This is a genomic window from Streptomyces xiamenensis (genome assembly GCF_000993785.3).
GTDB classification, from domain to species: Bacteria; Actinomycetota; Actinomycetes; order Streptomycetales; family Streptomycetaceae; genus Streptomyces; species Streptomyces xiamenensis.
The window spans coordinates 5049748-5061511 of the sequence record NZ_CP009922.3 but is presented as its reverse complement, the minus strand read 5'-3'; the positions used below and the strand labels follow the sequence as shown (position 1 = coordinate 5061511).

Here is an 11764-nt window from a genome sequence, read left to right as displayed (position 1 = left end):
CATCACGCCACGCGTATCACCGTTCCCCTCGCCGCACTCCTGGCGCTCGCGATGACCGCGCTGCTGACCGTCACGGCCGCTCCCCGGCGGCCGGGGCGGCAGCGGCCGTCGGCTCGTACACCGTCTTCAACATGCCGGCATCGCCGACAGCTACCGGGCCACCTTCACCCGGCCGTGGTCCCGGTCCGGCGAGGGCCCAACCGGCCACCGCGGACCCCGGACGGTCAGGCGACCGTCACGGGATGGCGCACCACCGCGTCGAAGAGATAGCCCTGGGTGTTGTGCGCGGTGCGCTCCGGCTGGGTGGTGCCGTCCACGTCGGTGGCCCTGGCCAGCAGTTCGGTGCGGCCCGGGGTGCGCGGGGTCCAGCGCAGGGACCAGCGCACCCAGCCGCCGGGGCGTGGCGCGTCGTGGAGGGTGGCGGGGCGCCACGCGGTGCCGCCGTCGACGCTGATCTCCACGGAGCGCACCCCACGCCCGCCCGACCACGAGCGGCCGGTGAGCACCCGGGCGCGGCCGGCGCTCAGCGGCGCTTCCCACGGGAGTTCGAAGGCGCTCTTGAGGGTCTGCCGGCTCAGCGGCGCGCTGCCCTCCTCGGGGTGGCCGGGGCCGAAGAGGCGGTAGAGGTCGGTGTTCCAGGGCGAGTAGAGCGGGGTGGCCGACACCTCGATGTCGCCCAGCCATTTGATCGAGGAGATGCCGATCCAGGACGGCACCAGCAGCCGTACGGGGTGGCCGTGGTCGGGCGGCAGCGGCGCGCCGTTCATCTCGTACGCCAGCAGGACGTCGTCCAGCGCCTTCGTGACGGGCAGCGGGCGGCGTACCCGGCCCAGGTTCACGCCGCCGGAGAAGAACGCGTCGTCCAGGCCGCGCGGCTGGATGTCCACGGCGTGCGGGGACAGGCCGGCCCGGCGCAGCACCTCCGCCAGCCGGACGCCGCGCCAGCGGGCCATGCCGATGGCGCCCAGCGACCAGGCGGTGCCGGAGACCGGCTCGCCCTGCTGGCGGTCGAAGAAGCTGCGGCCGTTGCCCGCGCACTCGAGGAAGACGGAGCGCTCGACGGCGGGCAGGGCGCGCAGGTCCTCCAGGGAGAACTCGGCGGGCCGGGCGCCGCGCAGCCCGTCGCCCCAGATCCGCAGCCGCCAGGTGGCGGCGTCGAGGGCGGGGGTGACGGTGTGGTTGCGGACGAAGAACAGGTCGTTGGGGGTGTGGTAGCCGGTGCCGCGCAGCGCGGACCAGCGGGTCTCGGCGTTGGTGCCGTGGATGACGAACCGGTCCGGGGGCAACGGCTTGACGATCCCCGCCGCCCTCGCACCGGGTGCCGCCGCGGCCGGTGGTGCCGCCGCGCCGACCGTGGCCGCCGTCGTCGCCCCCACCCCTACCCCGGCCGCCGCCAGCAGCCGCAGCAGATCGCGCCGTTCGATGCCCTCGGCCCGCGCCGTACCGGCCAGCCACAGGCCGAGCCGCCCGCGGTCGTATGCCCGCTCGTCGTTCGTCATGGGACCGATCCTGGTGGTGATCGGCCCCACTCACCATTGACGCACTATGAACAATCCGCCAGCCGCCGGGATTCGGTGCGCGCGGCGCGGGCGATCTCGTGCTCGTCGGCGGTGAGCAGCCGCCCGTGCTCGACGACCGGCCGGCCGCCGATGAGGGAGAGGGTGACGGGGGCGGGCGGGCCGAGTACCAGGGCGGCGACCGGGTCGGCGATGGTGGAGTGGCCGAGCCCGTCCAGTTGCCACAGCACCACGTCGGCGAGCTTGCCGGGCTCCAGCGAGCCGGTCCCGTCGGTGCGGCCGAGCACCTGGGCGCCGCCGTAGGTGGCCAGCCGCAGTGCCTGGCGGGCGCTCAGGGCGGCCTCGCGGTGCGGTCCGAGGCGGTTGATCAGCAGGGCGTTGCGCAGTTCGGTGTGGAGTTCGCCGGATTCGTTGGAGGCGGTGCCGTCCACGCCGAGGCCGACCGGGACGCCGGCCGCCAGCAGATCGGGGACGCGGGCGATGCCGGCGGCGAGCCGGGCGTTGGAGGAGGGGCAGTGGGCCACGCCGGTGCCGGTGCGGGCGAAGGCCGCCACGTCGGCGTCGGTCATGTGGACGCAGTGCGCCATCCACACGTCCTCGCCGAGCCAGCCGGTGGACTCGAAGTAGTCGGTGGGGCCCATGCCGAACCGTTCGTGGCAGAACGCCTCCTCCTCCACGGTCTCCGAGCCGTGGGTGTGCAGCCGCACCCCCTTGCGGCGGGCGAGTTCTGCGGCCTGCCGCAGCAGCTCGGTGGACACCGAGAACGGTGAGCACGGCGCGACCGCGATCCGCAGCATGGCGGAGAACCCGGGGTCGTGGTGGGTGTCGATGGCCGCCTCGGTCGCGGCGAGGGCGTCGTCCGTGCTCTCCACGGCGAAGTCCGGGGGCAGTCCGCCGTCGGAGGCGCCCAGGTCCATCGAGCCGCGGGCGGCGGTGAAGCGTACGCCGATCTCCCGGGCGGCGGCGATCTCGGCGCCGAGCAGGTCCCCGGTGCCGCGCGGGAAGATGTAGTGGTGGTCCACGGCGCTGGTGACCCCGCCCCTGACCATCATGGCGAGGGAGGCGCGGGCGGCGGTGTGCACCATCCGCTCGTCGATGCGGGACCACCGGGGGTAGAGGCCGACCAGCCAGTCGAAGAGGTGGGCGTCCTGGGCCAGGCCGCGGGTCAGCCACTGGTAGAAGTGGTGATGGGTGTTGACCAGTCCGGGTGTGGCGAGCGCCCCCGAGGCGTCGACGCGGCGCAGCGGGCTCCCGTCGTCGGGGAGTTCGCGGGGTGCGGGGCCCGGGCCGACCGCCTTGATCCGGTCGCCGGCGATCACCAGGTGACCGTCGGCGTACTCGGTGCCGGCCGCGTCCACGGTGGCGATGGCGCAGTGCTCGATGACCGTCGTCATGGCGGTGGCGTCCTCAGAGGTTGGTGGCGTCGACGGGGATGCGGGCGGTGGCGCCCTCGCGCAGCACGGTCGCCTCGATCAGGCCGTAGGGGCGGTCGGCGGCGAAGTAGACGGCCCCGTCCGCGGTCTCGTTCTCCATCCCGAAAGGGGTGAGGTCCGCGAGGAAGTGGTGCTTGTTGGGCAGGGAGAGGCGGATCTCGTCGATCTCGGGACGGTGGTCTATCACCCGGGACCCCATCGCGAACAGCGTCTGCTGGAGCGAGTAGGAGTATGTGCGGGCGAAGGCGTCCAGCAGATGGCCGCGGGCGGCGGCGTGGCTGGCGTTCCAGTCGGGGGTCGCGTCCTGCGGGCCGCTCCAGCGGTGCCGCCACAGCGCGGTGACGTCGGTGGCCAGGACGCGGTCCCGGGTCTCGGGGAGTGTGGTGTAGCGGTCCTTGAGGAAGCCGTGGAACTCGGAGTCGGTGGAGTTCAGCACGGTGAGCGCGGTCAGTCCCGAAAGGGCCTCCCAGCCCTCTTCCCGGTCGTGGGTGATCTGCGCGGTGCGCACCCCGCGTCCGTCGCGCAGGAAGGAGTGTTCGCCCTCGCCCGGGGTGGCGATCCGTTCCCAGGCGTAGCTCTCCATGCGGATCCGGGCCCGGGTGAGGGTGGGCTGGGACTCGGTGAAGTGCCGGGCGAGCAGGGTGCCGAAACGTTCCGGGGAGCCGATGCCGTACTCCTTGGCGAAGGCGAACACCGTGTTCTTGGTGGCGTCGGTCGTCAGCACGGTGGCGTTGGAGCCCGAGTAGTGCACCTCGTCCATGTCGCCCGACAGGGCCACGGAGACCTTGAGGTCCTCCAGGTGGTGGGTGGTGCCCTCCCGGGTCACCTTGACGATCCGGGTCTCCGCCTTGCCGTACTGGTTCTGGCCGAGTGTGGGCATGGCGGGTCAGCTCCCTCGGTAGACGGAGTAGCCGAACGGGCTCAGCAGCAGGGGTACGTGGTGGTGCTCGCCGGGGCGCACCGCGAACGTGGTGGTGACCTCGGGGAAGAAGGGGCCGCTGACCGCGAAGCGCAGCCGGGCGGCGGTGACGGTCCCGGGCAGCGGGGGGAGTTCCTTGCAGCGGCCGTCCGGGTCGGTGACGGCCGTGGCGTGCACCGTCCAGCGGGTGCCGGTGCCGGTGGCCGCGTGCTCCCCGTCGTCGTCCGGTACCGACAGTTCCACCGTGACGCCGGCGGCCGGGCGGCCGGCGGCGGTGTCGAGGATGTGCGTGGAGACGGTGGTGGCGGCGGGGGCCGGGGTGGCCAGCAGCCGGGTGAGCCGGAGCCGGTTGATTTTCGCCAGCTCGGTCCGTACCGTCTCGCCCTCCTCCCCCGAGGTGTGGTCGAGCCGGGCGCGGAGCGCGTCCCGCAGCTGTTCACCGCTCAGTCCGGTGGCGCAGATGAGGAAGACCTGGCCGAACCGGTCCTGGTAGGCGAGGTTCAGCTCGTGCATCTCGGCGACGAGTTCGGGCGTGGCACCGGCCATGCCGCGCTGTTCGCGCGCCGAGGTGGGATCGCCCGGGGCGGGTGCGCCGATCGGGGGGTGCGCGGCGAGCGCCTGGCCGATGCCGGTGGCGTCCAGCTCCGCGGTGGCGGCGTCGGAGGCCGCCAGCAGCCGGTCCACCCCGGGGTACGGGCGCCCCGACACCAGTGCCCCCGCCCACGACGGCGCGGCACAGATGTCGTGCAGCGCGTCGAGCGCGGTGCGCTCCGGCGCGTTGTTGAACCAGTCGAGGCGCGTGGGAGGCGCGGACGGCGAGGTGAGGGGCATGGCCCCAGCTAACCGGCCACTCCGAGTGACGTCAACAGTTTGTTGAGCTTCCCCCTTGTGGGGGAAGTCTGCCGACGTCAGCCGCCCTGTTCGCGGTTGAGGTAGTTGTATACGGTGAAGCGGCTCACGCCGAGGGCGCCCGCCACCGTCTCCACCCCGTGCCGCATCGCGAACGCGCCCCGCGCCTCCAGGGTCCGCACCACCTGCTGCTTGGTCGTGCGGTCCAGGTCCGCCAGTGGCATACCGTGCCGCCGGCGCAGCTCGGACAGCAGGTGGTCCAGGGAGCCGGACAGCGCGGGCAGCCGTACCGCCACCACCTCCCGCCCGGCCCAGGACAGCACCACGTCCTCGGGCCCCGCCCCGGCGGGGGCGATCAGCTCCCCGCCGATGGCGTCCACCAGGGGCGCGACCCCGGCTATGAAGGCTTCGGCGCCGGTGCCGGCGTCGGCACCGGCGGCACCGCGGTCACTCATGAGGTGGAGCCCTCCGGGGCGCGGGGACCACTGCCCTCGACCACGTTCAGCTGGAGCGAGATCCGGGTGGCGCCGACGGCCAGGGACTTGCTGAGCAGATCGCTGACCAGGGTGAGCACCTCGTCGGCTGTGCCCTCGACCGTGTTGCCGAACGGGCCGACGTCCACGGTGTCCAGCGCGGCGCCCAGGGCCACCTCGCGCGCCATCACGGCGTGCGCCGGGGGCTCGTCCAGATCGAAGGGCTCGGTGGTGAACTCAAGTTTCAGTCGCACCCCGCCAACCTAACCCGGCCGAGCCCTCCCGACCGTGGGTCAGGAGGCGCCGTGCCGCACATGCGGCAGCACCCGGTGACGCGGCACGCCGAACAGCTCGACCGCCTCCCGCAGCTGGCTCACGGCCGGTGCCAGCGCGCTGACCGATCCCGCGGCCGCCGCGATCCGCAGCAGCGCGGTGCTCAGCGGGGCGTCCTCGGGAACCCCCGCGTCCAGCAGTCCCAGCAGGCCCGTCAGCTCACGCTCGGCCACCTCCCGGTCCGCCAGCGGGGCCTGATAACCGCTCAGGTCCACCCACAGCCGCTCCACCGCGGCACGCAGGGACATGAGGCGGGGATCTTCCCCGTCGGCCACCGCGCCCGCGGTGACCCGCGCGACCTCAGCTTCGCCTGTCGCCACTCGGCCCTCCCCTGCCGTCCACACCACCCAATGCGCCCGCGCCCGCCGGGGCGCATGCTTGGCGCCCGACCGCAACGAACGACGACAGTAAATATCACTGTCCGCACATTGCGCCATACGGAGGGCGAAAGTCCCGGTCACATTCACATGAACGCTCGCGACACCTTCGGCGCACCCGGATGACGTACAGCCACCAACGGTGAGCATACTCCTGCGTGATCAAGGGGCCGTAAGGAACACTGAGATGGCCCAGTGCCGGCCCGGGAGCGATCCATGACGAACAGCAGGCCCGTACGGTGCCCGGCGTGTCGCCGTGAACACGTCTATGTGCCCCCGGAGTACCCATGCTCCTGCGGGGCACCTGTGTCCGTGCCGGTCCGGTGGGACGGTGCCCCCGCCCAGATACGCCACCGGTCGTGGGAGGCGTCCTGGGCCCAGCTGGACTGCCCTGCCTGCGGGCGGTCGGGGCAGTGGCCTCAGCCGGAGTTCGACTGCCCGTGCGGGGTCACGGTGCGGCTGTCCGCCGACCGCCCGGAGCCGGGCGCCGGGCGCGAGGAGTCCGGCGCCCGGCCGCCGTTCCAGCCGCTGACCATCAGGACCGGGTACGACGCCGTGGCCTGCGCGGCGCAGTTCCTGCGCTGGCTGGGATTCCGGAACGTGCGCACCGCCATGCCGCGCCCGGAGTCGGGGGTGGATCTGCATGGCGCCGGTGTGGTGGGCCTGGTGGACACCACCACCGAGCCGACCGGGCCCCGGGAGATCGAGACGCTGTGGATGCACGGGCTGCTGGAACCGGCCCGCGCGGTGGCGTTCTCGCTGGCCGGGTACGACCGGGGGGCACGGGTCCGCGCCGATGAGCTGCGACTGCCGCTGTTCGTCCTGGATCTGACGGGTACGCCGCAGCCGGTGAACGATCCGGCGGCCGGGCTGCTGCGGGACGGCGCGGGGACCGACTGACCGGCCGGCCCGCCGACGGAACCCACTCCCCGCACCGCACCGGGAACCGTCGATGACAATGGCCGGAACCGGACGGTCCCCCACTACGTCGCGTCGCCCCCGGCGTCCCCGCGCGCACCCTTGGAGCCGGCGCGGCGCGGACCTCAGCCCGTGCGCAGCGTCCGGTGGATGCGGGGCGCGTGACCACCGGTCAGCGGATGGCCCGAGGCGCGTTCGCGGGTGGCCACGATCTCGGCCGTGATGGACAGCGCCGTCTCCTGCGGGGTGCGGGCCCCGATGTCCAGGCCGATCGGGGAGCGCAGCCGGTCGAGTTCGCGCTCGGTGAGCCCGGCCTCCCGCAGCCGGTCCATCCGGTCGGCGTGGGTACGGCGCGACCCCATCGCCCCGATGTACGCGACGGGCAGCCGCAGCGCGATCTCCAGCAGCGGCACGTCGAACTTGGCGTCATGCGTCAGCACGCACACCGCCGTCCGCTCATCGAGCCGCCCGGCGGCCGCCTCGGCGGCCAGGTAGGTGTGCGGCCAGCGGACCACCACCTCGTCCGCGCCGGGGAACCGGGCCGGCGTGGCGAAGACCGGGCGGGCGTCGCACACGGTCACCCGGTGGCCGAGGAAGGACCCGGCGGTGGCCAGCGCCGCCGCGAAGTCCACCGCGCCGAACACCAACAGCCGTGGCGGCGGCACCCGGCTCTCCACCAGCAGCCTCAGCTCCGCGCCCAGCCGCAGCACCCCGGTGCGCCCGGCCCGCAGCATCGCACCGGCGCGAGCCGCCGCCACGCGGTCGGTCTCCGCGCCGTGCCCCAGCGACCCGCACGCGTCGCCCAGGGCCGGGACGTACAGCGCGCCACGGCCCGTCAGCGGGCGGACCAGCGCGCCGTGCTCCGCCGTCACCGCGCGCGTCAGCGGCGTGCGCAGCGCGGAGCGCTGGGGGACCGGCGTGATCAGCACCTCGATGCTGCCGCCGCAGGTCAGCCCGGCCGCGAAGCCCTCCGCGTCGCTGTAGCCGAAGCGCTCCACCCGCACCGCGCCGTCCGCCAGGGCGGCGCGGCACAGCTCGTACACCGCGCCCTCCACGCAGCCCCCGGAGACGCTGCCGATCACGGTGCCCGCGCCGTCCACGGCCAGCGCCGCGCCGGGCGGGCGCGGGGCGCTGCCGTGCACCGCGCTCACCGTGGCCACCGCGAACGCGCGCCCGTCCGCCAGCCACTCCCCCAGTTCCCGGGCGATCTCCAGCATGCCGCTACGCCGTACCGGTGAGGTGTTCCGGGCGCACCGGCACCCGGACCAGGTCGAGCCCGGTGGCCTGCCGGACGGCGGCCACGATCGCCGGGGTGGCGGAGAGGGTGGGTGCCTCGCCCACGCCGCGCAGGCCGTACGGGGCGTGTTCGTCGGCGAGTTCGAGGATGTCCAGCGGCATGCTGGGCACGTCCAGGATGGTGGGGATCAGATAGTCGGTGAAGGAGGGGTTGCGGACCCGGCCGTCCGGGCCGACCACGATCTCCTCCAGGACGGCGAGGCCGAGCCCCTGGGCGCTGCCGCCGTGGATCTGCCCGGCGACCGACAAGGGGTTGAGCGCCTTGCCGACGTCCTGGGCGGCGGCCAGCTCGATGACCTTCACCAGGCCGAGTTCGGTGTCCACCTCCACCACGGCACGGTGCGCGCAGAAGGAGTACTGCACATGGCCGTGGCCCTGCCCGGTGCGCGGGTGGAAGGGCCGGGTGGGCCGGTGCCGGAACTCCCGTTCCAGCTCGATCGCCCCGTCGCCCAGCACGTCCGCCAGGGTGGCGATCACCTCCCCGTCGGCCGCCACCACCTTGCCCGCCTCCAGGCGGGCCGCCGCCGCGCCGAAGCGTTCCCGCGCCCGGTCCAGGACCTGCTCCCGCACCGCCTCGCAGGTGTGTTTCACCGCGCCGCCGGTCATGTACGTCTGGCGGGAGGCGGAGGTGGAGCCGGCCGAGCCGACCGTGGTGTCGGCGGGGAGCAGGGTGACGCGGGTGACGCCGAGTTCGGTGCGGGCGATCTGGGCCTGGACGGTGACGCCGCCCTGGCCGACCTCGGCCGCCGCCGTGTGCACCACGGCCACCGGTTCGCCGGCCACCACTTCCAGGCGGACGCGGGCGGTGGAGTAGTCGTCGAAGCCCTCGGAGAAGCCCACGTTCTTGATGCCCACGGCGTAGCCGACGCCCCGCACGACGCCCTCCCCGTGGGTGGTGTTGGACAGTCCGCCGGGCAGTTCCCGTACGTCGGCGGTGCCGGTCGCGTTCTCCCACCGCCGGGGCGGCGGGAGCGGCCGGGCGGCGACCGCGGCGAGCAGTGCGGCGACCGGGGCCGGAGAGTCCACCGGCTGTCCGGTGGGCATCACGGTGCCCTGCCGCATGGCGTTGTGCTGCCGCAGCGTCACCGGGTCCATGTCCAGTGCGGCGGCGAGCTTGTCCATCTGGGCCTCGTAGGCGAAGCACGCCTGCACCGCGCCGAAGCCGCGCATGGCGCCGCAGGGCGGGTTGTTGGTGTAGAGCGCCAGGGCCTCGATGTCGGCGTTCGGGATGTCGTAGGGGCCCAGGCCCAGTGAGGCGGCGTTGCCCACGACGGCCGGTGAGGAGGAGGCGTAGGCGCCGCCGTCCAGGACGATGCGGCAGGTGACGTACAGCAGGGTGCCGTCGCGCAGCGCGCCGTGCTCGTAGCTGAGCCTCGCCGGGTGGCGGTGGACATGCCCGAAGAAGGATTCCTCCCGGTTGTAGACCATCTTGACGGGGCGCCCGGTGCGCAGGGCCAGCAGGCAGGCGTGGGCCTGCATGGACAGGTCCTCGCGGGCGCCGAAGGCGCCGCCGACGCCGGAGAGGGTCAGCCGTACCTTCTCGGCCGGCAGGCCCAGGACGGGGGCGATCTGCTTCTGGTCCACGTGCAGCCACTGGGTGGCGATGTAGAGGTCGATGCCGCCGTCCTCGGCGGGGACGGCGAGCCCGGACTCGGGGCCCAGGAACGCCTGGTCCTGCATGCCGACCTGGTAGGTGCCGCGCACCACGACCTCGGCGCGGGCGCGGGCGGCGGCCACGTCGCCGTGCCGGACGGGCTGGCGGTGCACGACGTTGGGGTGCGGGCTGTCGGCGGCGTGGTGGTCGGTGCGGTCCGGGTGGAGCAGCGGGGCGCCGGGGGCGGTGGCGGAGGTCTCGTCGTGGACGACGGGCAGTTCGCGGTACGCGACGGCGATGGCGGCGGCGGCGCGGCGGGCGGTCTCCGGGTGGTCGGCGGCGACGACGGCCACCGCCTCGCCCTGGTAGCGCACCACGTCCCGGGCGAGGACGGGCTGGTCGGAGAACTCCAGGCCGTAGTGGGTGGCGGCGGGCAGGTCGTGGTGGGTGAGGACGGCGTGCACGCCGGGGAGCGCGAGAGCGGCGGCGACATCGATGCCGAGGATCTCGGCGTGCGGGTGCGGGCTGCGCAGGGTGTGGCCCCACAGCATGTCCTCGTGCCACAGGTCGGAGGAGTAGGCGAACTCGCCGGTGACCTTGAGGGTGCCGTCCGGGCGGCCGGTGGATTCGCCGACGCCGCCGGTGGTGCCGCGCGCGCTGCGCTGGCTGAGGGTTCCGGGACGGAGCGTCATGCCGGTCGGCCCTCCACAGCGGTGCGGCGGGCGGCTGCCAGCCGGACCGCGTCCATGATGTGCTCGTAGCCGGTGCAGCGGCACAGATTGCCGGAGAGCGCCTCGCGGATGTCGGCGTCGGAGGGTTCGGGGACCCGTTCGAGGAGTTCCTCGGTGGCCATCAGCAGGCCGGGGGTGCAGAAGCCGCACTGCACGGCACCCGCGTCCAGGAAGGCGCGCTGGACGGGGGCGAGCGCGCCGTCCTCGCCGGCCAGTCCCTCTACGGTCCGCAGGTCGGCGCCCTCGGCCTGGCCGGCGGCGACCAGGCAGGCACAGACCAGGTCGCCGTCCATCCGGATGGTGCAGGAGCCGCATTCGCCCTGTTCGCAGGCGTTCTTGGAGCCGGGCAGGCCGAGCCGCTCGCGCAGCACGTACAGCAGGCTCTCGCCCTCCCAGACGTTGTCGGCCACGCACGGCCGGCCGTTGACGGTGCAGGTCACGCGCACGGTGTCAGCCCCTTCCGGTAGGCGTCCCAGGTCCAGTCCAGGGTGCGGCGGGCGAGTACGCCGATGGCGTGCACCCGGTAGCGGGCGGTGCCGCGTACGTCGTCGATGGGGCGGCAGGCGGCGCCGGCCAGTTCGGCGAAGCGGCGCACCACCTCGGGCGCCAGCGGCCCGGGGCGCTCCCACGCCCCGGCGCCGGCCAGCGCGCCGGCGAGGAAGTCCTCCGCGTCGTGGGCGCGGACGGGGGTGGGGGCGGCGGAGCCGATGCCGGTACGGACCGTGCCGGCGCCCGGGTGCAGCGCGAGCGCGAAGGCGCACACGGCGATGACCATGGCGTTGCGGGTGCCGACCTTGGCGAACTGCTGCGGCCCGGTGGCCCGTTCGATGTGGATGGCGCGGATGAGTTCGTCGGGGGCGAGGGCGTTGCGTTTGACGCCGGTGTAGAAGGCGTCGATGGGGATGCGGCGGGTGCCGCGCACGGAGGCGGCCTCCACCTCGGCACCGGCGGCCAGCAGCGCGGGGTGGCTGTCGCCGGCCGGGGAGGCGGCCCCGAGGTTCCCGCCGACGCTGCCGCGGTTGCGGATCTGCGGGGAGCCGACGGTGCGGGCGGCGAGCGCGAGCGCGGGCAGTTCGGTGGCCAGGTGCTCGATGACGGCGGCGTACGGGACGGCGGCGCCGAGCCGTACGGTGCGCTCGCCGGTCTCCCAGGTGCGCAGTTCGGGGATGCGGGACAGGTCGAGGAGCCGTTCGGGGCGGCGCCGGTCGAAGGTCAGCTCGACCATCACGTCGGTGCCGCCGGTGAGGGGCACGGCGTCGGGGTGGGCGGCCTTGGCGGCCAGCGCCTCGGACCAGCCGGCCGGGCGGAGGAAGTCCATGCGGCG

General features: G+C 74.2%; 12 protein-coding genes. 1 reads left to right on the top strand and 11 read right to left on the bottom strand.

Going from position 1 to position 11764, the window contains the following annotated elements; genetic code table 11:
• Positions 1-224 precede the first annotated feature (224 nt).
• From SXIM_RS23320 to SXIM_RS23290, 7 genes are all read right to left on the bottom strand, one after another.
• The gene (locus SXIM_RS23320; protein ID WP_030730621.1) at positions 225-1499 is read right to left on the bottom strand and encodes a sulfite oxidase; all 1275 of its coding nucleotides are present in this window, start codon (positions 1497-1499) and stop codon (positions 225-227) included.
• Positions 1500-1543: 44 nt separating this feature from the next.
• Positions 1544-2911, bottom strand: a complete 1368-nt coding sequence (locus SXIM_RS23315) for an 8-oxoguanine deaminase (RefSeq protein ID WP_030730618.1) — start codon at positions 2909-2911, stop codon at positions 1544-1546.
• Between the two features lie 13 nt (positions 2912-2924).
• Positions 2925-3830 (bottom strand): factor-independent urate hydroxylase, encoded by a 906-nt coding sequence (gene pucL / locus SXIM_RS23310; protein WP_046725041.1) that lies wholly within the window; start codon positions 3828-3830, stop codon positions 2925-2927.
• Positions 3831-3836: 6 nt separating this feature from the next.
• A complete protein-coding gene (gene uraD / locus SXIM_RS23305; RefSeq protein WP_078635373.1) occupies positions 3837-4700 on the bottom strand; it encodes a 2-oxo-4-hydroxy-4-carboxy-5-ureidoimidazoline decarboxylase in 864 nt (287 codons plus the stop codon).
• A gap of 77 nt (positions 4701-4777) precedes the next feature.
• On the bottom strand, positions 4778-5173 hold the full coding sequence (locus tag SXIM_RS23300; RefSeq protein WP_046725040.1) for a helix-turn-helix domain-containing protein: 396 nt from the start codon (positions 5171-5173) through the stop codon (positions 4778-4780).
• Positions 5170-5445: a hypothetical protein gene (locus SXIM_RS23295; RefSeq protein WP_046725039.1), complete on the bottom strand. Its 276-nt coding sequence runs from the start codon at positions 5443-5445 to the stop codon at positions 5170-5172. Before SXIM_RS23295 ends, SXIM_RS23300 begins: the two co-directional genes overlap by 4 nt.
• A gap of 39 nt (positions 5446-5484) precedes the next feature.
• Positions 5485-5844 carry a DUF5955 family protein gene (locus tag SXIM_RS23290; protein ID WP_030730603.1) on the bottom strand — a complete coding sequence of 120 codons (360 nt, stop codon included), beginning with the start codon at positions 5842-5844 and terminating at the stop codon, positions 5485-5487.
• A gap of 273 nt (positions 5845-6117) precedes the next feature.
• On the opposite strand from SXIM_RS23290, the gene SXIM_RS23285 reads away from it, so the two are divergent.
• Entirely contained in the window at positions 6118-6801 is a 684-nt protein-coding gene (locus SXIM_RS23285) for a hypothetical protein (protein WP_030730601.1), read from the top strand.
• 143 nt (positions 6802-6944) lie between these two features.
• Here SXIM_RS23285 and SXIM_RS23280 read toward each other — a convergent pair whose 3' ends face one another.
• From SXIM_RS23280 to SXIM_RS23265, 4 genes are read right to left on the bottom strand one after another with little or no spacing between them, the layout of a single operon-like run.
• Entirely contained in the window at positions 6945-8036 is a 1092-nt protein-coding gene (locus tag SXIM_RS23280) for an XdhC family protein (RefSeq protein WP_046725038.1), read from the bottom strand.
• Positions 8037-8040: 4 nt separating this feature from the next.
• Entirely contained in the window at positions 8041-10401 is a 2361-nt protein-coding gene (pucD, locus tag SXIM_RS23275) for a xanthine dehydrogenase subunit D (RefSeq protein WP_046725037.1), read from the bottom strand.
• A complete protein-coding gene (locus tag SXIM_RS23270) occupies positions 10398-10886 on the bottom strand; it encodes a (2Fe-2S)-binding protein (protein ID WP_030730594.1) in 489 nt (162 codons plus the stop codon). The genes pucD and SXIM_RS23270 overlap by 4 nt, the downstream gene beginning before the upstream one ends.
• On the bottom strand, positions 10877-11758 hold the full coding sequence (locus SXIM_RS23265) for an FAD binding domain-containing protein (RefSeq protein ID WP_030730590.1): 882 nt from the start codon (positions 11756-11758) through the stop codon (positions 10877-10879). The genes SXIM_RS23270 and SXIM_RS23265 overlap by 10 nt, the downstream gene beginning before the upstream one ends.
• Between the last annotated feature and the right edge of the window lie 6 nt (positions 11759-11764).

Bases quoted from the DNA above. Each gene is read 5' to 3' on its own strand.
- SXIM_RS23320 (WP_030730621.1), bottom strand. From the start codon at position 1,499: ATGACGAACGACGAGCGGGCATACGACCGCGGGCGGCTCGGCCTGTGG.
- SXIM_RS23315 (WP_030730618.1), bottom strand. From the start codon at position 2,911: ATGACGACGGTCATCGAGCACTGCGCCATCGCCACCGTGGACGCGGCC.
- pucL (WP_046725041.1), bottom strand. From the start codon at position 3,830: ATGCCCACACTCGGCCAGAACCAGTACGGCAAGGCGGAGACCCGGATC.
- uraD (WP_078635373.1), bottom strand. From the start codon at position 4,700: ATGCCCCTCACCTCGCCGTCCGCGCCTCCCACGCGCCTCGACTGGTTC.
- SXIM_RS23300 (WP_046725040.1), bottom strand. From the start codon at position 5,173: ATGAGTGACCGCGGTGCCGCCGGTGCCGACGCCGGCACCGGCGCCGAA.
- SXIM_RS23285 (WP_030730601.1), top strand. From the start codon at position 6,118: ATGACGAACAGCAGGCCCGTACGGTGCCCGGCGTGTCGCCGTGAACAC.
- SXIM_RS23280 (WP_046725038.1), bottom strand. From the start codon at position 8,036: ATGCTGGAGATCGCCCGGGAACTGGGGGAGTGGCTGGCGGACGGGCGC.
- pucD (WP_046725037.1), bottom strand. From the start codon at position 10,401: ATGACGCTCCGTCCCGGAACCCTCAGCCAGCGCAGCGCGCGCGGCACC.
- SXIM_RS23265 (WP_030730590.1), bottom strand. From the start codon at position 11,758: ATGGACTTCCTCCGCCCGGCCGGCTGGTCCGAGGCGCTGGCCGCCAAG.